The 23,577-nt window shown below is 66.5% G+C and carries 17 protein-coding genes; 12 read left to right on the plus strand and 5 right to left on the minus strand.

Annotated features, from left to right (window positions below):
• Window positions 1-8 precede the first annotated feature (8 nt).
• Entirely contained in the window at window positions 9-1,133 is a 1,125-nt protein-coding gene (locus FFS49_RS20185; protein WP_105818407.1) for a Fic family protein, read from the plus strand.
• A 327-nt stretch (window positions 1,134-1,460) separates the two neighbouring features.
• A complete protein-coding gene (locus FFS49_RS20190; protein ID WP_224755633.1) occupies window positions 1,461-2,531 on the plus strand; it encodes a lysozyme inhibitor LprI family protein in 1,071 nt (356 codons plus the stop codon).
• 41 nt (window positions 2,532-2,572) lie between these two features.
• On the opposite strand, the gene FFS49_RS20195 is transcribed toward FFS49_RS20190, so the two are convergent.
• Window positions 2,573-3,658, minus strand: coding sequence for a LacI family DNA-binding transcriptional regulator (locus FFS49_RS20195; protein ID WP_105818408.1), 1,086 nt, complete (start codon window positions 3,656-3,658; stop codon window positions 2,573-2,575).
• Between the two features lie 241 nt (window positions 3,659-3,899).
• Here FFS49_RS20195 and rbsK point away from each other — a divergent pair, with 241 nt between their 5' ends.
• From rbsK to FFS49_RS20210, 3 genes are read left to right on the plus strand one after another with little or no spacing between them, the layout of a single operon-like run.
• Window positions 3,900-4,826 carry a ribokinase gene (rbsK, locus tag FFS49_RS20200; RefSeq protein WP_039355284.1) on the plus strand — a complete coding sequence of 309 codons (927 nt, stop codon included), beginning with the start codon at window positions 3,900-3,902 and terminating at the stop codon, window positions 4,824-4,826.
• 60 nt (window positions 4,827-4,886) lie between these two features.
• On the plus strand, window positions 4,887-6,206 hold the full coding sequence (locus FFS49_RS20205) for an MFS transporter (protein ID WP_105818409.1): 1,320 nt from the start codon (window positions 4,887-4,889) through the stop codon (window positions 6,204-6,206).
• Window positions 6,207-6,250: 44 nt separating this feature from the next.
• On the plus strand, window positions 6,251-7,195 hold the full coding sequence (locus tag FFS49_RS20210; RefSeq protein WP_039355280.1) for a dihydrodipicolinate synthase family protein: 945 nt from the start codon (window positions 6,251-6,253) through the stop codon (window positions 7,193-7,195).
• A 180-nt stretch (window positions 7,196-7,375) separates the two neighbouring features.
• Here the strand turns inward: FFS49_RS20210 and fliD are convergent, their stop codons facing one another.
• Both fliD and FFS49_RS20220 read right to left on the minus strand, forming a co-directional pair.
• Complete coding sequence (gene fliD / locus FFS49_RS20215; protein WP_105818410.1) at window positions 7,376-8,878, minus strand: flagellar filament capping protein FliD; 1,503 nt, start codon at window positions 8,876-8,878, stop codon at window positions 7,376-7,378.
• A gap of 319 nt (window positions 8,879-9,197) precedes the next feature.
• The gene (locus FFS49_RS20220) at window positions 9,198-9,461 is read right to left on the minus strand and encodes a hypothetical protein (RefSeq protein WP_137910143.1); all 264 of its coding nucleotides are present in this window, start codon (window positions 9,459-9,461) and stop codon (window positions 9,198-9,200) included.
• A gap of 438 nt (window positions 9,462-9,899) precedes the next feature.
• Here FFS49_RS20220 and FFS49_RS20225 point away from each other — a divergent pair, with 438 nt between their 5' ends.
• Together FFS49_RS20225 and tssF are read left to right on the plus strand one after the other, a co-directional pair.
• A complete protein-coding gene (locus FFS49_RS20225; protein ID WP_105818411.1) occupies window positions 9,900-10,313 on the plus strand; it encodes a DoxX family protein in 414 nt (137 codons plus the stop codon).
• 367 nt (window positions 10,314-10,680) lie between these two features.
• Complete coding sequence (tssF, locus tag FFS49_RS20230) at window positions 10,681-12,543, plus strand: type VI secretion system baseplate subunit TssF (RefSeq protein WP_105818412.1); 1,863 nt, start codon at window positions 10,681-10,683, stop codon at window positions 12,541-12,543.
• A gap of 54 nt (window positions 12,544-12,597) precedes the next feature.
• On the opposite strand, the gene FFS49_RS20235 is transcribed toward tssF, so the two are convergent.
• Both FFS49_RS20235 and FFS49_RS20240 read right to left on the minus strand, forming a co-directional pair.
• Window positions 12,598-14,034: a hypothetical protein gene (locus FFS49_RS20235; protein ID WP_105818413.1), complete on the minus strand. Its 1,437-nt coding sequence runs from the start codon at window positions 14,032-14,034 to the stop codon at window positions 12,598-12,600.
• Window positions 14,031-14,291 (minus strand): PAAR domain-containing protein, encoded by a 261-nt coding sequence (locus FFS49_RS20240; RefSeq protein ID WP_105818414.1) that lies wholly within the window; start codon window positions 14,289-14,291, stop codon window positions 14,031-14,033. Before FFS49_RS20240 ends, FFS49_RS20235 begins: the two co-directional genes overlap by 4 nt.
• A 416-nt stretch (window positions 14,292-14,707) precedes the next feature.
• Between FFS49_RS20240 and FFS49_RS20245 the strand changes: the two genes are divergently transcribed.
• From FFS49_RS20245 to FFS49_RS20265, 5 genes are all read left to right on the plus strand, one after another.
• A complete protein-coding gene (locus FFS49_RS20245) occupies window positions 14,708-17,662 on the plus strand; it encodes a type VI secretion system Vgr family protein (protein ID WP_105818415.1) in 2,955 nt (984 codons plus the stop codon).
• Window positions 17,649-18,899, plus strand: coding sequence for a hypothetical protein (locus FFS49_RS20250; protein ID WP_105818416.1), 1,251 nt, complete (start codon window positions 17,649-17,651; stop codon window positions 18,897-18,899). The genes FFS49_RS20245 and FFS49_RS20250 overlap by 14 nt, the downstream gene beginning before the upstream one ends.
• Window positions 18,900-19,003: 104 nt before the next feature.
• Complete coding sequence (locus FFS49_RS20255; RefSeq protein ID WP_105818519.1) at window positions 19,004-19,681, plus strand: hypothetical protein; 678 nt, start codon at window positions 19,004-19,006, stop codon at window positions 19,679-19,681.
• 52 nt (window positions 19,682-19,733) lie between these two features.
• Window positions 19,734-23,078, plus strand: coding sequence for a type VI secretion system Vgr family protein (locus FFS49_RS20260; protein ID WP_105818520.1), 3,345 nt, complete (start codon window positions 19,734-19,736; stop codon window positions 23,076-23,078).
• Complete coding sequence (locus FFS49_RS20265) at window positions 23,056-23,550, plus strand: hypothetical protein (protein ID WP_105818417.1); 495 nt, start codon at window positions 23,056-23,058, stop codon at window positions 23,548-23,550. The genes FFS49_RS20260 and FFS49_RS20265 overlap by 23 nt, the downstream gene beginning before the upstream one ends.
• Window positions 23,551-23,577: the final 27 nt, after the last annotated feature.

The raw sequence follows: 23,577 nt of genomic DNA on the forward strand, positions 1-23,577 counted from the left end.
ATCTCCGCATCATGAGCGGAGATTACACCTACATCTGGGAGTCGGCCGACTGGCCCGCATGGCGCTTCGACCTCCCCGCACTGGCGACGCCCCTCGCCGACGTCAGCCGTGCGCAAGGCATGCTGGCCGGGCGGCTGGCGGACGTCGGCCTGGCGTCGCGCGACGAGGCCAGCCTCGCCGCGCTGACGGAAGATGTCGTCAAGACGAGCGCCATCGAGGGCGAAAGCCTGAACGTCGCGTCGGTCCGGTCGTCGATCGCGCGCCGGCTCGGCGTCGATATCGGCGCGCTGGCGCCGGTCGATCGTCATGTCGAGGGCGTGGTCGACATGGTGCTGGACGCGACGACCCATGCGGCGGCGCCGGTCACGGACGCCCGTCTGTTCGGGTGGCATGCGGCGCTGTTCCCGACCGGCTACTCGGGGATGTCGCGGATCACGGTCGGCGGCTGGCGCACGGACGCGACCGGGCCGATGCAGGTCGTGTCCGGGCCGATCGGCCGGCAGCGCGTGCATTTCGAGGCGCCGCCCGCCGCGCGCGTCGCCAGCGAGATCGGGCGCTTTCTCGCGTGGCTCAATGCCGCACCGGCCGAGCCCTTGCTGATCCGCGCCGGCCTTGCCCATCTGTGGTTCGTCACGCTCCATCCGTTCGACGACGGCAACGGCCGGATTGCGCGTGCGCTCGGGGATCTGGTCCTCGCGCGCGCCGACCGCAGCCCGCAGCGCTTCTACAGCCTGTCGGCGCAGATCCAGCGCGAGCGCAACGCGTATTACGACGTGCTGGAGCGGACGCAACGCGGTTCGCTCGACGTCACGGAATGGCTGGCGTGGTTCCTCACCGCACTCGGCAGGGCCATCGATCACGCGCACACGACGCTCGACGCGGTGCTGGTCAAGGCGCGCTTCTGGCAGCGCTGCGCGGGCCTCGCGATGAACGAACGCCAGGTGAAGGTCATGAATCGCCTGTTCGACGGCTTCGAGGGAAAGCTGACTTCCACCAAGTGGGCGGCGCTCGCGAAATGCTCGCAAGACACCGCGCTGCGGGACATCACCGAACTCGTCGAGCACGGTGTGCTGCGCCGCTCGTCGTCCGGTGGGCGGAGCACGAGTTACGAGCTGGCGCCGGTCGACGGCTGACGCCGGCCGGGGTCATGACCGGCCGGCGTTGGCCGCGACGGAGCGGAGTCGTGTTGCCGCTTGGATCGCTTCCGCGTTGACCGGGCGGCGGCTCGCACCGGTTCGCATGGCCGTGACCCAAGCGATTGCCCGCGCCTGTTTGTCCAATGTCGCGTGGCCGCGGGAACGGTTGCGTTGACATCGACCGATCGATTGATCGGCGCCCCGCATTCGGGTTAGGCTTCGGCGAGCAACGGCCTGCGCCGCATGCCGGGCCGGGCGTTTTTACCTCGAATGCCGCGTGCTGGTAGCGTCTACAGGCGCGCGATCCTGCGACGAGCCAAGCCGATGACCCTCCAGAACCGATCGAATGCGCGCGGGCAAACCGCGTTTCCCGCCAGTGACGCAGCGCGCACGCCACTGCGATCCATCGTGGCGGCTGCACTGTTGACGCTGCTGCCGCTCGCCGCGCATGCCGCGGGCTTCGACTGCGCAAAAGCCGCGTCGCCAACCGAGAAGTCAATCTGCGCGAACGCCGCGCTGTCGAGGCTCGACGGCGACCTGGCGGTGGCGTGGAAGCAGGCGCTCGGAAAAGGCGGTGATACGGCCGCGCTGAAAGCCGCGCAGTTGAAATGGCTCAAGCAGCGCGACCGGTGCGGCGGCGACGAGCAGTGCCTCGGCGACCGCTACCGCGAACGGCTCGCGAGCCTGAACGGCAAGCCGCTGGCCGCCGACCGCTGGCAGCAGACGTGGTACATGACGAGCGACAACCCGTCGTTCGGCGGCGTGCTGACGTTCACCGGCACGGCGCCGCGCCTGCATTTCGAGCTGAGCGGCAACAACGGCGCGAATACGGGCGGGCTCGATGGCGACATCGTGCTGCACGGCGACAGCGGCACCTATCGCCAGGACAAATGCCGGCTCAATTTCGAACGGAAGGGCGGGCGTATCGGCATCACGCAACACGGCGCGGATGTCGATTGCGGTGCGGGCTCGGGAGTTTTCTACGGTGGCCAGTACGTGACCGCGTCGCAGTTCCAGGCCAAACCGGCGGCCGACCTGCTGAGCCTGAAGGTCGTCGACGACGCGACGCAGAATGCGACGGCGCACAAACTGCTCGGCGCCGATTACCAGACGCTCGTCGACAACGTCAATTACAGCGCCGACGAAAAGGATCTCGACGGGCTGAACGCGCACGTGGCGTCGTACTGGGTGCGCGGCATCGCGACGACGAATGCGGCGATCGTGATGCGCCGCGGTAACGACCTGTGGATCGGGCTGCTCGTGTTCGACGCGAAGAACGATGTCCGGATGCGCTATTACACGAACGTGCCGGCGTGGAAGAAGCGCGTGCCGAAGACCATCCAGGCGTGGCACGACAATCTCGACAAGACGCTGCCGGTCGACGTGATGCAGTGATTGACGGGCAAGCCGGGCAGCCGAAGCCGCCCGGTGCGTCTTTATTTCTTAAGTCCTGCCCGAGCGTGTGCAGGCGCCGCGGCCGATTCCCGCGTGCGCAACTCCGGCAGCACCGCATGACCCGGCCCCGTTGCGCCGTTCTCGAGCGCGTCGAGCAACGCGTGCGCGGCCTGGCGCCCGATCGCGTTGGTGTCGACCCACATCGTCGTCAGCGGCGGCTGGATCTCGCGCGCGAGCGCGATGTCGTCGAACCCGGTGATCGACAATTGCGCGGGCACGTCGATGCCGAGCGCCTGCGCCTCGAGCAACGCGCCCAGTGCGAGCGCATCGTTGCCGCAGATCACGGCCGTCGGCCGCGTGGCCGCGTCGCTGTCGGCGATCGCGCGCAGGCTCGCCCGCCCGAACGCGATCGTGGCCGCGCCTTCGTGCTGATGGACGGGGCGCACCGCGAGCCCGCGCGCGGCCAGCGTGTCGTGAATGCCGCGCAGGCGTGCCTGCACACGGTCGTTGTCGGCGGACGGCTGCATGATGATCGCGAAATCGCGGTGGCCGAGGTCGAGCAGGTGGGTGGTGAGCTGGGCGAACGCCGCGCGATTGTCGAAGCCGATGCAGCAGTGCGGGCTGTCGTCGCGATACGCATAAGTGACGACGTACGGCACGCGGTGCATCGCAAGCAGTTCGAACAGTTCCGGCGGATACGCTTCGCCGACGAGCGACACGGCTTCCACGCCGCGCGACAGCATCGCGCGCACCTGGTCGAGCGCCTGCGCCGGATCGTAGTTCGAGCAGCCGAGGAACAGCGTGATGCCGTGCTCGGCCATGACCGTCTGCATGCCCGCGACTTGCGATGCGAACACCTGGTCGTCGAGCGTCGGAATGATCGCACCCGTGATGTGGGTGCGCGTGGACGCGAGTGCGCGGCCCGCCGCATTCGGGATCCAGTTCAGCGCGCGCGCCGCGTCGCGCACGCGTTGCTGCACGTCGGCCGACACCTTGCCGGGATCGTTGTACACGCGCGAAACGGTCGCGGTCGACACGCCGGCCAGCTTCGCGACATCGCCGAGCACCGAGCGGCCGCTGCCGCGGCGCGCGCGGGGCGCGCCGCCACGGGACGGGGGCGCGCTCATCGGGCGACTCCCGGCATGGCGGTGGTGGCGGCGCTACGCGTTGTCAAATGCGTCAATGTTTACCCTCGATTCATGGTGGCGCCGCTTGCATTCTCGCTCGACCCTGTGAGAATGTAAGCGCTATCTTGGCGTGCTTCCACATTATGTCAGACCCATATTCTATCCATATCGTGAAATTTTCATCGACGACGGCCATTCCGGCCTTTTTGTCCGTCTCAAATGTAAGCGATTACATTCGGAAATGAGCAACATCTGTCCACCGCGCATCGCCGTCGTCGGCAGCGTGAACATCGACCTCGTCACACGCGCGCCGCGCCTGCCGGTGCCGGGCGAGACGCTGCTCGGCACCGATTTCCAGACCGTCCATGGCGGCAAGGGGGCGAACCAGGCGGTGGCGGCCGCACGCCTGGGCGCGTCGGTCGCGATGATCGGCTGCGTCGGCGACGACGCATTCGGTGCGCGCCTGCACGACGCACTGTCGGCAGAGGGCATCGACGTGACGCACCTGGACCGGATCGGCGGTACGGCGACCGGGGTGGCCACGATCACGGTCGGCGAAGGCGGCGCGAACAGCATCGTCGTCGTGCCCGGCGCGAATGCGCGCCTCGATGCCGACCGGATCGACGCGGCGCGCGAAGCGATCGCCGGGGCCGCGATGCTCGTGAGCCAGCTCGAAGTGCCTGTCGCCACCGTGGCGCGCGCCATTGCCTGTGCGTCCGCGCACCGCACGCCGGTGCTGCTCAATCCCGCGCCCGCGCAGCGGCTGTTCGACGCGCTGCTCGCACGGGTCGATTACCTCGTCGTCAACGAGACCGAGGCCGAGTCGCTGACCGGCATCGCCGTCGGCGACGATGCGTCCGCCGTGCGCGCCGCCGATGCGCTGCGCGCGAAGGGCGTGGGCAACGTGCTGGTCACGCTTGGCGCGCGCGGCGTGTGCTGGCGCGGCGGTGCGGGCAATGGCCGCCTGCGGGCGATGTCGGTGGTCGCGGTCGATACGACCGCGGCCGGCGACACGTTCGTCGGCGGGTTCGCGGCCGCCCGCGCGGGCGGCGCGTCGATGGACGACGCGATCGGCTTCGGCCAGCGCGCCGCCGCGATCAGCGTGACGCGCTACGGCGCGCAGACCTCGATTCCGACGCGCGACGAAGTGGCGCGCCTGGAACCCTGAATTCCGCATCAGACGGACAGGCCGGAACCGGCCGATATCACTGACATGGAGACAACCGCAATGAACGAAACCCCGACCATTCCGCCCGCTCCGCCGCGTATCCGGCGCGGGCAACGCATCGCGCTCGCGCTGTTGATGGTGAGCGGCATCGTCAACTATCTCGATCGCGGCACGCTGGCCGTCGCGAGTTCGGCGATCCGCGCCGATCTCGGCCTGTCGCTCGCGCAAATGGGGCTGCTGCTGTCGGCCTTCTCGTGGAGCTACGCGCTGTGCCAGTTCCCGGTCGGCGGCCTCGTCGACCGCATCGGGCCGCGCCGGCTGCTCGGGATCAGCCTGATCGTGTGGTCGATCGCGCAAGCGGCGGGCGGCATCGTATCGACCTTCGGCTGGTTCATCGTCGCGCGCATCGTGCTCGGCATCGGCGAGGCGCCGCAGTTCCCGTCGGCCGCGCGGGTGGTGAGCAACTGGTTTCCGCTGCGCGCACGCGGCACGCCGACCGGCATTTTCAACGCTGCGTCGCCGCTCGGCACCGCGCTTGCGCCGTTGCTGCTGTCGATCCTCGTCGCGTCGTTCGACTGGCGCTGGGCGTTCATCGCGACAGGCGCAGCCGGTCTCGTCGTCGCCGTCGTCTGGTTCGCGCTGTATCGCGATCCGGTGCGCGCGCAACTGACCGCCACCGAGCGCAATTATCTCGACGCCGACGCGCAGAGCACGGTCGCGGCGCCGAAACTGACGTTCACCGAATGGCGCGGCCTGTTCTCGCACGGCACGACCTGGGGGATGCTGATCGGCTATTTCGGTTCCGTGTACCTGAACTGGGTGTACCTCACCTGGCTGCCGGGCTACCTGACGATGGAGCGGCACATGAGCCTGATCCGCACCGGCTTTGCCGCGTCGGTGCCGTTCCTGTGCGGGTTCGTCGGCTCGCTGCTGGCCGGCTGGCTGTCGGACCTGGTCACGCGCCGCAGCCGTTCACCGGTCGTGAGCCGGCGCAATGCGGTGGTGGTCGCGATGCTCGGGATGGTCGCGTTCACGATTCCCGCCGCGCTCGTGCAGAGCAATACGGTGGCGCTTGCCTGCATTTCGGTGGTGATCTTTCTCGCCAACGCGGCGTCGGCCTGTTCGTGGGCGCTCGCGACGGCAGCCGCGCCGCCGAGCCGCATCGCGTCGCTCGGTGCGATCCAGAATTTCGGCGGTTTCATCGGCGGCGCGCTCGCGCCGATCCTCACGGGCATCATTGCGCAGAAGTGGTCGTTCGTGCCGGCGCTTCTGGCGGCCGCGGCGATCGCGTTCGCCGGTGCAATGGCGTACCTGCTGCTGGTGCGCAAGCCGATTCCCGAGCAGGCCGCGAACGCTGCATCCGGACCGTTGCCGGCCTGAGCACGCGGCATGCGCCACGCATTCACTGAAGCAAGGAGAAACAGATGCAACACCCGCAGCAATCGAACGTGACCATCGAGGGGATCGTTCCGGTGATGCTGACGCCGTTCGACGACGCCGGCGCGATCGACTACGCCGGGCTCGAACGGCTCATCGAGTGGTACCTGGCGCACGGCGCCGACGCGTTGTTCGCGGTCGCCCAGTCGAGCGAGATGCAGTTCCTGAGCCTCGCGGAACGCGCGGAACTCGCGCGCTTCGTGGTCGAGCGGGTGGCCGGGCGCGTGCCCGTCGTCGCGTCCGGACACATCAGCGACGATCTCGACGCGCAGGCCGAGGAGTTGTGCGCGGCGGCCGAATCGGGCGCGCAGGGCGTCGTGCTCGTGACCAACCGACTCGATCCGCAGCGCCAGGGCAGCGCCGCGCTGCTCGACCATCTGCACCGGCTGCTCGCGCGCTTGCCGTCGGACCTGCCGCTCGGGTTGTACGAGTGTCCGGCGCCTTACCGGCGGCTGCTGTCGGATGACGAACTGCGCGCGTGCATCGATACGGGCCGCTTCGTGATGCTCAAGGACGTGAGCTGCGACCTGGAGACGGTAAAGCGGCGGGTCGCGCTCGCCGAGGGCTCGCCGCTGAAGATCCTCAACGCGAACGCCGCGATTGCGTGGGACGCGATGAAGGCGGGTTCCGCCGGCTTCAACGGTGTGTTCACCAACTTCCATCCGGACCTGTACCGGTGGTTGCGTACGCAAGGGGAGTCGAATCCGGCGCTGGCCGACGAGCTGTCGACGTTCCTCGTCGTCTCGGCGGTGTCGGAAGCGCTGGGGTACCCGGCGCTCGCGAAGCTCTATCACCAGCGGATCGGCACCTTCGCGTCGATCCGTTGCCGCGTGATCGACTACGACGTGCGTGAACGGTTCTGGGCGCTCGATGCGGTGCTCGACAAGATCGTGGCCGGGACCGAGCATTTCCGGCGAAGGATCGCTGCGTAATCGTGCGTGCGCTGCCGTCCGAGGTTTGCGGTGCGAGACGGGGAACCGAACCCGGCGCGTGCTTGCGCACTGCCGGGCGTGAGTGAAGTTTCCATGCGGGACACCCTGCGCGGCGGCGCGAGCCGGTCGATCCATTGACCGGCGGCCGCCGCCACGATCATCGATCAGCCCGGACGCTCGTCACTTGTTCGCCAGCGTGCCGCTGCTGTTGGCACCGCCGAACAGCCGCGTCAGGTACTGCGTGTTCGAATTCATCTTGGCCATCAGCGCGTTGAGTGCCGTGAACTGCGCCTGATACTGCTTGGTCAGTTGCGCGGCGTAGTCGGCCAGATTCGTCTGCTGCTGCGTGACGCGCTTCAGGTCGGCGCCCAGCGCGTTCGTGCGCAGGGCGATCATCCCGCCGCTTTTCGTGAAGGTCGCGATCTGGTCGGTCAACTGCTTGCCTATCCCGTTCGTCGAGTTGAACAGGTGCGCGACCCCCGATGGGTTGCCGGTCAGCGCAATGTCGAGCTTCGCGCTGTCGGCCCTCAGCGTGCCGTCCTTCTCGAGCGAGACGCCGATCGCCGCCAGGTTCGTGTGCCCGTTGCCGTCCTTGTCGGGAACGCCGCGCGCGACGATCGACGCCAGGGCGTTGCGGATCGTGTGCAGTGTCGAATCGCCGATCAGCGTACCCTGCGTGCTCGCCCCTGGCGTGTAGCTCGACAGCGCGCCCATCGTCTTGACGACGGCGTTGTACAGGTTCACGAAATTCGTGATCGTGGCCGCCTGCGACTTCGTGTCGGGGCTGATCGTCAGCGTCTGCGTATCGGTTGCGCTGACCGCAGCCGCCGACAAGTTCAGCGTGACGCCGTTCAGCACGCCCGACACCGTGTTGCTCGCGCTGGTCGACGCGATGCCGCTGACCCTGAACTTCGCGTCCTGCGCGACGGCGCTTTGCCGCCACGCGGCCGCGCCGTTCGCCGAGTCGATCTTCGACGGGCCGCCCGTCGGGTCGGCCGTCGACGTGACGCCGAGGCTCGACAGTCCGTTGTCGTTGGCCACGTTGCCGACCGCGATGCTGATGGTGCTCGCCGAGCCCGTCTTCGACGACGCGAGCACGAGGTGCGCGCCGTCGGTGCCGTTGATGACCGTCGCGCTGATCCCCGGGTTGTTCGCGGCGGAGTTGATCGCGGCCGCGATGCCTGACAGCGTGTTGTTCGTGCCGTTGACGTCAACCTTGAACGACTGGCTGCCGAGCGACAGCGTTAGTGTGCCGGTGCCGAGCGGCTTCTTCCCGTCGACGCCCGACGAAGCCAGCGCCTGCGCGGTCGCGATCTGCGTGACGCCGACCGTGTAGGTGCCGGCAACCGCGCCTGCACTCGACGTTGCGGTCAGGCCCTTGCCGCTCGCGACCGCGGTGAACGTCGACTGCAGCCCGCCATTCGCCAGCGTGGCGAGGCCCGCCTCGAGCGCGCCCAGCGCGGACGACAGCGCGCCGAATGCGGAAATCTGCGTGGTGCCGGTCTGCTGCGACGCGGCGAGCGCCGCGGCCCGGCCTGCCGTCTTCGCGTTCACCAGCGTCGTGACGAGCAAGCCGACATCCATCGACGCATTGCCGGTCGAGCCGTTGATGATCGATTGCGCCGCCTGTTGCAACAGGCTGTTCGTGTTCGCGCTGCCGTTCACTGGCGTGTTCGTTGTCATGGGTGGTCTCCGGTTGAAAGGCGATCCCGTGACGAGCGTGTCGACGGCCTGCGGCGATGCGCCTGCGGGCCGTGTCCGGAGCGACGCGTTCCGGGGAGTCACGGGAATGTCGGGAAAACGTAATGTCGTGCGCTATCGTATATTTAAATCTGCATTAATTAGTAATTTTTTGTAATGATTGTTGGGAAAAGTGTGGTTGGAAATGCGAAGGTGGAGTTGGGATTAAAGGGTTGAGATTTTTTGCCGTAAACACATCATTTTGATTGTATTTGGTGATGGATTTTTACCGGAATTTAAAACTTGCGGAGAGTGTGAATGTTTAATGAGTTTTTTCGCTTGCTCTGCTAAACACTGGATCGGTCGGCAGTGCGCGGAAAGTGTTCTTCTCTGCTGCCATCGGGTTGAAATCCTTGCCCACTGGACTACCTTCGCTGCGGATGACGTCAACCCGCCTGCACGTGAAGCGTTTTCGTTTGCCAATACGCATTTCCAGTCCAGACGTCTTTTTCCGGAACAGGGGGCTGCGCAGATTGGAAGGAAAGTCGAGTGTAAAACTTGATTCACATATGGCAGGTTTGTACACATAACGTATCGTCGAATGGCGATCGAGATACTCCGACGTGGCCCGTGAGCACTAATTAGCGCTCCAATATCGACTGGACACCGAGTCCGGATATGAATGGGCGGTTTTCATGTCCTTGAAACATAAGAGCAGATCCATTGGGTCGGATTCATTGCTCCAGCGTCGCGGCCTTGTTTCCCTCCATTGTCCACTTCTGTGTGACAGCGAATCTTGTTTTGACGGATTGATGATTCGCACGGAGACAGTAGACTGCATCCGTGCTTCGCCAGAACCGATCCGGAGCGCGCCACGAGCGGCGCGCCCAGACGGATTCTTCGGCGGCGGGCCAGCCGGCTTGCTGTCCGATCGTGCGAGGAGTGGTTCGTTGCCGACCTGGCGCGCCGATTCGGCGCATCTCGGCACCGGACGCATCAAACCGTCAATTCAAGGGTGATTGCCATGCGTTACGTTTCACTGGAGTCGAAGAAGGATGAGCTGCTGCTGGCGGCTCGCGTGCTGTTGATGATCCTGTTCGTGCTGTTCGGCTGGCAGAAGCTGACCGGCTTCTCGGGCACGGTCGCGTACATGGCGTCGACGGGGAACCCGGCGCCCGAGCTGGCGGCCGCGATCGCGGTGGCGGTCGAGCTGGTCGGTGGCCTGCTGATCGCGATCGGCTTCTACACGCGTCCGCTCGCACTGGTGTTCGCCGCCTATACGCTCGCGACCGCGTTGATCGGCCATCGCTACTGGGCGTTGCAGGGGATGGAGCAATACATGGCGATGATCAACTTCTACAAGAACGTGAGCATCATCGGCGGGCTGCTGTTGCTCGCACTGACCGGGCCGGGGCGGTATTCGCTCGACCAGAAGTAACGCGGGCGAAGTTTCCGTTCGGGTTCGCGAGCCCGGCGCACGAGCGTGCGCCGGGCTTTGTCGTTGCGGGTGGGCGCGCGACGTGCGGCGGCTCGCTGACTGCGTTGCCAAACGAACCGGTTCCGGAGATGATTGCACGTGCACAGTGACGCTGTTGATGCCGCATTGCCTGGCGTGATTTCGCGTCGCGTTTCACTATCTCGCGCGCGTTTCTCGCCGGCATTCGGGGGCTTCCGGTGACGCGCAAGAGGCTGCGGCGCAGGCGCAATGCTGCGTTCGATGCGCATCGGTACCGGCCGGGCCCACGTACGTGGCGTCTCGCATCAGTCATCTGCTTCAGCGCGCTGCCGACGGAGAACGACGACGTATGAGTCCGGAAGACCTGCTGCCCTATTACGAACGGGAACTCACCTTCCTGCGACAGTACGTGCGTGAATTTGCCGCGCACTATCCGAAGATCGCCAGCCGGCTGTCGCTGACCGGCGGGATGGACAGCGGCAGCATGGATCTTCACGTCGAACGTCTGGTCGAGTCGTTCGCGTTGATGGCTGCACGTACGGCGCGCAGCATCGACGACGACTATCCGCGGTTTACCGAGGCATTGTTCGAGACGCTGTACCCGCATTACCTGCGCGCATTTCCGTCATGCTCGATCGCGCACTTCGAGATGGACAGCGGCCGGGCGGCCCAGATGTCGGCCGCCGTTACCGTGCCGCGCGGTACGCAGCTGTATAGCCGGCCGTTGCGTGGATCCAAGATATTGTTCCGGACTGCGTATGACGTCACGCTTTCACCGCTGCAACTGACGGCAGCGCAGTTCCGCTCCATTGCCGACGTGCCGCGCGCGTTGCGTCTGCCCGCTGGCGCGACGGCGCTGATCTCGCTGACGTTTGCGATTCAATCCGCCCATCCGTCGATCGCCGAACTGAATGTGGAGTCGGTCCGGCTCTATACGCAAGGCACACCCTTATTTACAGCGGTGCTTCGGGACGCGCTGTCGATGAAGGCGCTGCGCGCTTATGTCGAGCCGGCGCATGGCGGCCGGTGGATCGAACTCGACGGTTCGCCGTGCACGGTGGCCGGCATGGATTGCGCGGACAGTCTCGTCCCGTATCCCGAGTCGGCAGCCTCGGCCTACCTGCTGCTGACGGAGTTTTTCGCGTACCCGGAAAAATTCGGCTTCTTCGACTGCGATCTGCGTCAGGCCGGCCGTGTGGGCGGCCGGCAGTTCACCATTCATCTCGTGTTGAAGGAGATGCCGACCGAGTCGGCTGCCGCGCATGCGCTGGCGACACTCGACGAGCGTCACCTGGTACTCGGCTGCACGCCGGTCGTCAACCTGTTCGATGCGGTGGGCAAGCTAGGCGAGCGCTCGAGCACGTCGGATGCCGCCGACGCATACGTACTGGAGGCCGACGAACAGAGCGCCCATGCATGCGCGATCTATTCTGTGGATTCGGTCGCTCAGGTGAAGGCGTCACCACAGGGCAACCAGGCCGAGCCGCTCGATCCGCTGCACTCGCTGCGCCATGGGTGGCATGCGGGCGCGGAGACGCTCTACTGGCAAGCCGGTCTTGCTCGCCGCGCGACGCCGGGCAGTCCCGGCGCGGACGCGACGCTGACGTTCGTGAGCGGTGCTCTTGTGCACCGGTCGCCGCCGGCGGCGCTCGACATCCGGCTCACCTGCAGCAATGGCGATCTGCCCGAGCGCCTGGATTGCGGTTCGCCGATGGGAGACCTGATGATGGAGGGCGGCAGCCTTGCGCGGCGGATTGCATTGCTGCACCGGCCAACCCGGCCGTTGCATCCGCGGCACGAACGCGGCGCGCAGTGGCGACTGATTTCGCAACTGTCGCTCAATGCCGTGTCGTTGACGGGTGGCGCGGGCCCTGTCCGGGAATTGCTCGCGCTGCACGATCTGCAGCGGTCGGCCGCGTCGGTCCGTTTGATCGACGGCGTGGTGAAACTGACGCAGCACGCGGTGACGGCGTGGGTGACCGAGCGACACTTCGCTGGCATCGTTCGCGGCATCGAGCTTCATCTGACCATCGATGAAGACGCGTTCGCCGGCATGGGCACCGGCATTCATGCATTTGCGCAGATCGTCGACAGGCTGCTGCGCCTGCATGTGACAACGAGCAGTTTCACCCAGCTGATTGTCTTCTCGAGCCGTACCGGCGACATGTTGTTGCGCTGCCCGCGCTCCGCCGGCAACGGATTCCTGACTTGAGCGCGCCGGCCTGCTCTCGCCGGTGCGGCGACGCATGACGAACGCGCGCGGCCGTCACGCGGGCGGCGAGGCGCCGTCCGCGTCGGGTGCCATGTGATGGCTGACGGCGAGGGCGCCGCGCAGCAGCGGGTCGCTGATCGAAGCGACCAGGGTCGGCCGTTGTGCCTCGGCTGCGTGCGTGCCGGCCGCGGCGATCAGGCCGAGCGCCAGCGCGCCGCCGCTCTCGCCGTTCGCGATGCCAAGGTGGCTGCAACGCAGCCGGACGTCGGAGTCGTCGGGCCACGTGCGCGCGGCGGCATCGCCGATCTCGGTGCGACGGCTGCTGCGCTGATCCGCGTCGCTCACGAGCGCGCAGCCGGCCATTGCCGGATCGGCGTCCGTCATTCGAGCGACCGCCTGTCGAAGCAGCCCGGCAACCGTTTCGCCGTGGGCTTGCCCGTTCGACGGGCGGTGTTCGGCGGTCACGAGCCGATGAATCCGTGGCCTGTCCGGCATGCCGGCAACTGGCGGCAGGGCGAGCAGGAGCGCGCACGCACCTTCTCCGAGTACCTGCCCGTCGGGCCGGTTGTGCGCAAACAGCCGGCCGGCGTGGTCGAGCTCGTTCACCGTCGGCTGGCTTAACGTCGAGTCGCACGCGAGCACGAGATGCCGGGTCGTCGCGTGCGTCCGGTGAAGCTCGACATTCAGTGCATCGAGCGCGGCGAGTGCGTCGACCGGGTGCGCAACGAAAGCGACCTGTGCGGGCTCGACCGAGGGCCGCCAGTGCCCGCGTTCGAGGTGTCGGTCGAGCCAGGCCGCGAGTGTCGGCGCATCGGCGCGCCAGCGCTCGGGCAGCAGAAGATGCAGCGCGAATGGCGGTGCCGCGCCCCGCGACGTATCGCCCGTTGCCGTGACAGGGGTGGTGGCATGGCGCGCCATCAGCTCGTCGATCGCTTCGGCGGCCAGCAGCATCGCACGGCGCTGCTCGTCGCTTTCACTCGGCATGACGTCGAGCGCCAGCATGCCGTCATCGGGATCGTCGCGCCAGATCGACGCGGCGGTACCGGCGAACACCTTCGTGCCGTCAAGCCGCTGCAGCGTCGGGTGCAGCCCGACGACCCGACCGTCGCGGGCAAGCGCGAGCACGTCCGCGACATGGCTGCCTGCCGGCAGGCGCACGCTGGCGTCTAGCAATGCCAACGTCCACCTGAGCGACGGATCTTCGCCGGATGTTTCGGCAAGGGCGCCGCCAGCCTGCGGCCCGGGTTTCGGCGCCGGGCCGGGCACGGGAGCAAAACCCTTGCGGATGCTGGCCACCCCGATGACGAGCAACAGCGGTATCCCGACGCCGGCCATGAACAGTTCCTTGGCGCTCGGCACGTGGGCGGTCGCTTTCCAGTACGCGGCGGCCAACAGCCAGATCGCGACGAACGCGGTGGCCACCCGGATCGCGGTGACAAGCGGCGATCGCCCGCCAGGACGATCCGCAGCAGAGTCGGGCGCCGAGCTCATTCGCTGCCGGTATTCGACTGGCTGGCAATCAGTATTGCGCCGCACTTCGTCTTGTGACCGTCCCGTGCGACGGCGCGATTCTCGATAATCGCCGTGTCGTCGCCTTCATCGATGTAATTGACGCCGTGAAGCGGGCAGGTAACCGTGTCGTTGCGACGCGCAATGCCCTTGCCGTCGATTTTGGCGATACCTGACGCACTGGTCACGACGCCGCCATGACTGTGCTTGTCACCGAGAACGATAAACGGGCGCGTCATATAGAGGCCTCCTGCAATTTCGAATTTGCCGATTCGGGCGATCGGTATTTAATTCGCAGTTTCGGCGACCGAATGCCGGGTATCGGTAATTAATTCCGCTCGACAGCCGCCGCCGCCGCCGATTTTACGACACGCGCCGGATCGCGGGTGGAAATCAGATCAGGGTTGATGCGCCATTCTATCCGAGTTCCCATTCCCGGTTGGCACTTGCTGTCAGGCTGATGATATTCTAATGGCCGAAGCGCTATAAAATAGGGCTATATCAATTGGCGCAGAATAGTTTTAAATTTTTGTGTCATTTTAAAAACGAATGCCGGGCCGGCTTCATGGGTATTCGTCATCGCGCTTTCGAGAGGGCAGGTTTATTGCACCGCGGCGCATTTAATAGAAAAACGTAACAGGTGAGAGAGACCCGCATGGATGTCAACTCGAAACTGCCGTCTCTATTCAGTGCTTCAAATCGTCTTCACGTACTCGACGGGCCGGGTCCGATCTCGTCCTTGCAGATCGAACGCTGGAGCGGTCATGAAGCGCTTTCGGAGATCTATCGCTGGGACGTCTATGCGCTCGCCACCGATCCCGGACTCGATCTCGACGCAATGGTCGGGCAGCGCGTCATCATCACCACCACGCTGGCGAACGGATCGACCACGACCCGTAGCGGCCTCGTGGCCGAAGCCGGATGCGTCGGCTATGACGGGACGCTGGCCCGCTACCACCTGCAACTTGTGCCATGGCTGGAGGCACTCGCGCATGGCCGCGATCAGCGCACGTTTGTGAACCGGACGGTCGCCGAGGTGCTCGACACCGTATTCGCTGCCTACCGCGGTACCGCCCGCTGGCGCTTCACTGCCGATGCCAATCAGCGTATCGACGCGCTCGGGCCGTGCGAATACCGCGTGCAGTACCGGACCCACACGCACCTCGACTTCGTCCGCCACGTGCTGGCGGAAGCCGGCCTGGGCTTCTGCTTCGTCGAGGACGAGGACGCACCGGCAGGCCATGCGCTGCTCGTCTTCGACGACAGCGCGCAACTTCCGGAGGACGATACCTCGCGGCGTGTCGGCGGCCTGCCGCTTCGCCTGAACGGCATGGCGGTTGGTACGGGCGACGTGATCCTGGGCATGGGCCAGGTCGTGTCGCTGACCGCCGACCGGCTGACGCTGATCAGCAGCGACTATCGCAGCAATCAGTCGGTGACGGCGACGGCGAACCTGTGCGATCCGGCCGGTGGTCGGGAACTGTACGACGACGTCGGGCCGGAAGCGTTCACGACGCTGCGCGCGGCCGAGTTCACGGCGCGCCGGCAGGCCGACGCGATCCTGTCCGAGGCGCGTTGCTGGGCGGGCTGCAGCACGCTGCATACGGCGCGGGCCGGCCGGGCGCTGCGTGTCGCCAACCCGCCGTGGCAACAGGGGCGCGACGCGGCGGAAACGCCCGACACCTTTCTCCTCACCAAGGTCACGCACGTCGGGATCAACAACCTGCCGCGCACCGTCATGGACGCGCTTCAGCAGACGCTCGGCACGCTGCCCCAGGACGATCTCGATCCGCGCGTGCTGAAGGAAGCGGGTACCGGCGGTTATGCGAACCGTTTCACGAGCGTGCCGCGCGAGCAGGTCTGGCGTCCCACGCTCGAGGACGGAACGGGACAGCGGCTGAACCCGGTGCCGACGGCGCTGGGCGCGCAATCCGCGATCGTGGTCGGCCCGCAGGGCGAGTCGCAGCCGGGCACCACCGGCCCGGTTCACACGGACGCGCAGGGCCGGTTGAAGCTGCGCTACCACTGGCAGGCGGACGGCGACACGGGGGTGTTCGCGACGCGCGCGATGCAGCGGCTGGCCGGCGACGGACATGGTCTGCAGCAGACGCAGCGGATCGGCCACGAAGTGCTGGTGCAGTTCATGAACGGTCTCGTGCATCGGCCGGTGATCCTCGGCGGCCTGTTCAATGGCCGTGGCGAAGGCGGCGAATCGCCGACGCCGGGCGGCGAGGCGGGCCAGCCGCTCGACGAGTCGATCTACGCCAAGGCGGCCGATCATGCGCCGAGCGCCCAGGGCAACCAGGTTGGCGGTTACAGCCCGGCGTGGCACGGCGGCGGGGCGGGCGCGCAGCGGCACAACCACGCGGGCGCGCTGTCCGGTTTCAAGAGCCAGGGATTCGACGCGCAGGGCCACAATCAGCTGGTGACGGACGACAGCGATGGCATGGGGCGCCTCCAGATGGCGACGACGCACGCCGCGACCCAGCTCAACCTCGGCCACTTGCGCCACCAGGCGGACAACTATCTCGGCAGTTTCCGCGGCCAGGGCGTCGAGCTGCGTTCGGATGCCTATGGCGCCGTGCGCGCGGCGCGCGGCGTCCTGATCTCGAGCTACGCGCCGGATCCGGCGCAACCCGCGGGCGACGTCACGGCGCTCAAGTCGTTGCTGGCGCAACAGCTTGCATTGGCGAGTACCTTCGACAAGGCTGCCGACGTGCACCGCACGTTGCCGCTTGCTGCGCAGCGCGGCGTGCGCAAGGCGGGCCAGTCGTCGCTCGACGGCGAGGCCGCACCGCTCGACGCGCTGTCGCGCAGCCTGGCGACCAGGGTGAGCGCGAAAGGGTTCGAGCAGGCCACGGCCGACGCCGTGCAACGCGGCACCGGCAACGCGCTGCCGCATACCGGCGACGCGTTGCTTGGCATCGCCGCTCGCGGCGGCCAAGGGCTGTTCGCAGGCCAGGCGCTGCAGTGGGCCGCGGGCGAGACGCTGACGGTCGGCAGCGGCGGCGATACCAACCTGGTGGTCGGCCGGTCGCTGCGGATTCACAGCGGCCAAGGCATCGGCTGGCTGGCGGGAGCGAACGGGACGGGCGCGGCGAGCGACGCCGGCCTCAGCCTGATTTCGGGCAAGGACAACCTGGACCTGCAGGCGCAGCACGGCACGCTCGCACTGCGCGCGAAGGACGACCTGACGGTGGCCGCGACGAAGAGCGACGTCGAGCTTGCCGCCGGGCAGGTACTGCGGCTCGCGGTGAGCGGCGGCGCGTCGCTGCTGATCGAAGGCGGCAATGTCACGTTCGAGTGCCCGGGCAACCTGACGGTTCACGCGGCCGATCATCAGTTCCAGGGGCCGACCGACCTGGACAAGGCGAAGGGCGCGTGGGGCGACCACGGGCTCTACAACGAATATTACTGGCTGCGCGACGCACGGACGGGCGGTGCGGTGAAGGGGCTGCCTTACCGGATGGTCGGCGCGAATGGTGATGAGCTGGCTGCGCGCAGCAGCGCCGGCGACGGGCGGACGGCGACTTTTTCGACGAAGGCCGCGGCGAAACCGATCCGGGTCGAATACACCGGCAACGAGGACATCGATCATGGCTGGAGCTGATACGGTCGCCGTCCCGAAGGTGCTGACCCAGACCGACAGCACACCGATGGAGCAACAGGACGGGCATCCGGTCGCGGTCGAGCTGGTCAGGCTCGTGGAATACACGGTCAATATCCGTTCGTTTCACCCGAACAAGAAGTTCGAGCGGCTGGGTTTCCGCTTTCACGGCGACACGCGCGGCTTTTCGCTGGAGGAGAGCTTTCACCCGAGCTACCTGGCTCGCCAGACCGGCAAGGTGACGTCACGCGTATGGCAGCTGTATTCGTGCAACCTGGCGGCGGGCAGCAAGGACAAGTTCCAGGATCGGCTGAGGCGCTCAAAGTACGCGGGGTCCAATACGTCGTCGGGGCCATGGTGGGCCTCCGACGGCCCCGAGCCCTATACGGAGAAGAAATATCAGCCCGATGGAACCGCCGATGCGAACGCCTTCGAGCAGGGGCACGCGGGGGAACAGATTGCCGAAGTGACGTCGTGGTACGGGGGCAAGAATTTTGCGTTCCTGGGGTCGCGGCTGGACTGGAACACACTTCACACCACCGTCGTGCCCACGCTCGACGCGCGTGGGCATCTGTGGATCAGGGTCGAGCGCGTGCGCCGCTGGATGGACATCTGCATGCTGGTCTATGGCGACGGATTCCCCAACTGCGAATCGTTCATCGAGGATCCCGCGGGCAACAAGCTGTTCCTGGGGACCCACGTGCGGATCGGCACCCCCGCTACCCATCTCGCCGGCGACAACAAGCGCATCATGTTTGCCAACGTCTTGCGGGTGGAACTGACGCTCGACGGCAACTTCGGATCGAAACTGTGGATCTTCACGCAGGCGCTCGGCGGCACACCCGACCGGCGCGATGACTATCCGGCGATCCGCGATATCAAGACAGCGCCGGGCACGCCCACGCGCCGCATGAGCGACCCGGATCCGTCGGGATGGTCCGGCGTGCCGGGCGACGGGCCGCCGGTCATCCTGCCGGGCATGGACGTCGTCGCGTGGCCGGCCGATCCGCTCAGCAAGATCGGCGACGGCGTGAGCGGCGGGCTGGGCGCGCCGTTGCATATTTCCGCCTACGAGGAGGTCGGCGCCGTCTGGCAACGTTTGCAGGACAGCTTCAAGCGGCCCCCGGCCACCCGTGACACGACCGTGCAGGCCTGGAATGACTATCACCTTCATCGAAACCCGAACGAGGGCCGCGCGCCCGACAGCGAAGACCTGGATCCCAAGCTATGGAAGAAGTAGTGCCACCGCCGTCGTCTGCGCGTCGCGTGAGGTGGCGCTACGTCGTGTTGCTCGCCGTCGCACTGCTCGCGGCGATCGTGTTCGGACTGGATAGGAGCCGGCGCATGCCATTGATCTACGTGATTCCCGAAGGCTATGTGGGCCCGGTGGTCGCCTTGTTCGACCAGCCCGACGGTGTCGAGCCGGTTCATGCGAAGGACGGGCTCGAGGTGAGGGTGCCTGCAAACGGCATCGTCAAGATAAAGGGCAACCCGAAGCTCGGGCATTCGGAGGCGTTCCCGAAGAGCACGGTGGTGTTCGAACTGGAGAAGCGCGACGGCAGCCGCGAGGTGCTTCAGGAAGCGATCAACCCGTGGCAGGACTACGACCGGAACGACGATCCGCACTGGAAAGTCGGCATTCGCGATGCGCAGGGGAATCTGCGCACCATCGCCGTTTCCGACCGCAAGGATGGCTTCGTGTTCGACGATTTTCCCGAGTCGGATCGCCGCCGCATCATGGTGTTCTGGCACGAGTCGTGCCAGGACCGCGTGTTCGGTCCTGAGTCGGAGGCGTATCTTGCGGGCGAAAAGTCCGCCGAGGAACTGCACGTTCCGCCGTGCGGCGAGTTCGTCGTGGGCGCCTTCGATCACATCCGGCAGTGGCCGGAATGGATGTTCCTGCGCGGCAAGGGCAAGCAGGAAAAATCGGGAGTCAGGAATCCTACGTACAGCTCGATCCAGGAGCTGGTCGACGAGGCGAACGCGCGGGTTGCCAGAAAGAAGGCCGAGGCGATCAACTGAGCGATTCAGCGTGACCGGCACCCGGCAGACCGGTGTGACGCAAGAGGACGACATGGACATTGCTGCTGCATTGAAGGGCTATTCGCAGGCGACCCGCCAGATCCAGCTCGATACCGCGATGCCGGGCGCATTCGCGGTCGAGCGGTTTCATGGCCGGGAAGCGATGGACGAGTCCTTCCGGTTCGAGATCGACGTGCTGTCGAGCACACCGTTCCTCGACCTGAATCCGCTGCTCGGCACGGCGATCCGCCTGCGTCTCGCGACCGGCGCGGGCGAGCGCTGCTGGAACGGCTACGTCGTGCGGGCCGCGTACAGCGACACCGATGGCGAGATCACGCGTTACCGGCTGACGATAGCCTCCTGGCTCGAATTGCTGCGGCTTCGCCGCAACTGCCTGTATTTCGTCGGCCTCGATACCGAAGGCATCTGCGAGCGCGTGTTCGGCGACTATCCGGAGGCGCGTTGGCGGTGCGAGCTGAAGGAGCCGTTGCGCACCTTCGATCTGCGTGGCCAGTATCGCGAAACCGACTTCGACTTCGTGATGCGCCAGTTGTCCGAGGCCGGCCTGTCGTTTCGTATCGAGCATGCGCAGGACGCCGGCGAGAAGCCGTCCGGCAACCATACCGTCGTGGTGTTCGACCGGCGCGCCGAACAGCCCGAAGGCAGCACCGTCGCCTATCACCGGCAGGACGTGGGCGACCCCGACGGCGTGATGACCTACTTCACCACGCGTCACCAGCTGGTCCCGGATCGCGTGACCGCCACGAGCTGGAAAGCCGGCAATCTCGTCGCGCTCGCCGGGCATGCGCAGGGCGAGGCCGACCGCGATGCACCCGCGATGCCCGCGCGCGAAGTGCTGGATGCGCAGCGTGCCGGCCGCTTCGAGACGTCGGATCAGGCGCAGCGCTACGCGTCGCAGCGTCTCGACGCGCTGCGCTTGTCGAAGCGGATCCACTATGGCGCCGGCTCGTCGCGCACGCTGGAGATCGGCAAGGTTCACACGCTGACCGGCTACCCGGACGGGGCGGTGTCGTTCGTCCCGCTGACACTCGAGCATGAGGCGGTCAACAATCTCGGCGCCGATATCGCGCAGTTGCTTGAGCACGGCGAACTGGAGCAGGGGCGCTATCGCAACCGCTTTGCCGCGGTGCCGCCCGGCGTGCCGATCGTGCCGCCTTACCGCGACCGGCCCGTCGTGCACGGCGTTCAGACCGCGACCGTCGTCGGCGAACCGTCGAGCCGGGTCAGCAGCACGCGCGATCATCAGGTGCGCGTGCAGTTTCCGTGGATGCGCGGCACGGCGCCGCTGCCCGGCGGGCTGACCGACACCGCGAGCCGGTCGAACCCGCAGGGGCACGCGCCCGGCGACCATCGGTCCGGCGTGCTCGCGCGCATCGCCGAACAGGCGGCGGGCCCGAACTTCGGCCACAGCTTTACGCCGCGCGTCGGCGCGGAAGTCGTGATCGGCTTCGACTCGGGCAATATCGACATGCCGGTCGTGCTGGGCCAGCTTTACGGCGGCCGCGTGCAACCCCCGTTCGCAGCCGGTGAGGGCAGCAGCGCGAATCACGCGGGCGTGCTGACCGGCATGCAGACGCAGGCGCTCGACGGCACGGCGGGCAGCCGCTGGGTGATGGACGATTCGTCGGGCCAGTTGCGTCACGAACTGTCCAACAGCGTCGCGAACAGCCGACTCGCGCAAGGCTATCTGATCGACCAGCAGGGCGCGGTTCGCGGGGCCTATCGTGGCGAAGGATTCGATCTCGCGACCGAAGGGTGGGGCATCGTGCGTGCGGGCGAGGGGGTGCTGGTGTCGGGCACCGCGCGCACGGGAGCGGCTTCGACGCAGATGGATGTGGGAGAAAGCGTTGCCCAGCTGAAGCAGGCGGTGAAAACCGCACAGAGCCTCGACGAATCGGCGGCGCGCGCGACCGCCGGCCGGCTGACGGCGAACGCCGCGCAGGCGGATTTCCTGAAGACGATCGATCCCGCGCAGGACGGCAAGTACGCGGGGGCGGTGAACGGGCAGAGCGCGACCAAACCGGCTGCCGGCGGAGCAGGCGGCAGCGGGGATCCGGTCGAGCGCTTCGCGGTGCCGGCCGTCGTGCTGGAGTCGCCCCAAAACGTCGTGATGAGTACCGGCAACAGCGCGGTGTCGTATGCGGAGAAGCACGTGCATCTGACCGCACAGGACGATGCGCATCTCGCCGCCGGCGCGACGGTCGCCGGTGCGTCCGGCGAGGCGGCGAGCCTGTACGCGGCCGCAGGCGGCATCAAGGCCGTGGCCGGCCACGGGCCGGTCAGCGTCGAGGCGCATGCCTCGTCGATGCAGATCCTGGCCGACCAGTCGGTGCGCATCACGTCGTCGGACGATCGGATCGACGTGCTCGCGAAGGATGCGATCGTGCTTCAGCAGGGGCCGAGCCGGATCACGCTGAAAGGCGCGGACATCCTGGTCGAGACACCCGGATCGTTTGCCGTCAAGGCGGGGGCGCATCCGTTCATGGGGCCAGGCGCGCAGTCGCCGGTGCTGCCGGCGCTCCCGATACCCGTGCCGCTCGCGCTTTACGACGAGCAACTGCGCTTCGTCAACGCGGACGGCGTGCCGCTGTCAAAGGTTGCCTATCAGTTGAAGCTGGCCGACGGCACCACGGCGGCGGGCGTGACCGATGACGCGGGCAAGACCGAGCGCGTGGCATCGGCGAGCCCGCTGGGGATCCTGTCGGCGCTGCTGACCCCGACCCAGATGGTGGACTGCTGCGGGCGCACGTCGGGCACGCCGCCAACGCCGGTCGAGGTCAAGATCAAGGGCGTGCAGACGAACCAGTTTCAGTTGGGCGAATCGGAGAAGACGGTGGAGGTCGACGCCCATGAGCGGGTGCTGACCGCGGGCGAAGTTGAAATGGCCAGGACGGTCTTCAAGGATGGCATCGACTACGACAAGGTGCGGGTGCACAAAGGGAGCTACTTCTGGTTCAACCTGCAGAACAAGAACACCGCCGTCACGCCGAACGGGAAGATGTATTTCCTTGACGACCTGTACGTCGACGATTTCTCGGCAATGAACGGCCCGGACATCTGGAAAAGAAGCCTGTTCATGCACGAAATGACCCATGTCTGGCAGTACCAGCTTGGGTATGCGGTGCGATGGCATGCGCTGACCGTCACGATTCGCGGACAGAGCGCATACGAATACACAGTCGCGCCAGGTGCGGTATTTCACGATTACAACATGGAGCAGCAGGGCAACCTGGTCGCGGATTACTATGCCGTGCAGGTGCTGAAGGCGCCTTTCGCCGTCTTTCACCGTGGCTACGTCGGCACGCCGTTCGAGCTCGATCACGTCCTTGCTCCGCTCCTGGAGGATCCCAAGAATGCAGACAATCTTCCGAAGTAGTGTTTTAGGTGTGCTCGCGTGCCTGCTCTGTCTGTCGCGCGCGATGGCGACGTCGGAAGCGCCCATCGAACTGGAAATCAGGCAGGTCGACGGGAATCCTGCCGCCTGCCTGCCGCTGAACGACGAACGGGCCGAGAGCGTTATCCAGATCCGCTCGGTCGGTGTTGCCAGGCCAACCGGCCCGGCGAGCCCCGACGTGACGTACTGGTGGTTTGACATGCCAGCGGAGGCCAAGCCTGTCTACCTGAAGCGCGGCGAGTGCATCGTGTATGGGCAGCGCGTGAACGGCGCGATCGTCCGTACGCAGCCCAAGCCGCTGGATCTCAATCGGACTTACTACATCTCGATCATTCCGGGCGGGGATTCCGGGCCGGTCTACAGCGCGGCGTTCTGCACGCTCAAGCAGCCCGGTGGCGGCGTGCATATCGCGGTGCCGAAGAATGACCGGAATCCCTGTGCCGCCAATCACTGACCGGCGCATGGCGGATATGTTCGAATT

Source organism: Burkholderia sp. 4NA327C6 (assembly GCF_005502655.1).
In the GTDB taxonomy this organism is placed as follows: domain Bacteria; phylum Pseudomonadota; class Gammaproteobacteria; order Burkholderiales; family Burkholderiaceae; genus Burkholderia; species Burkholderia contaminans.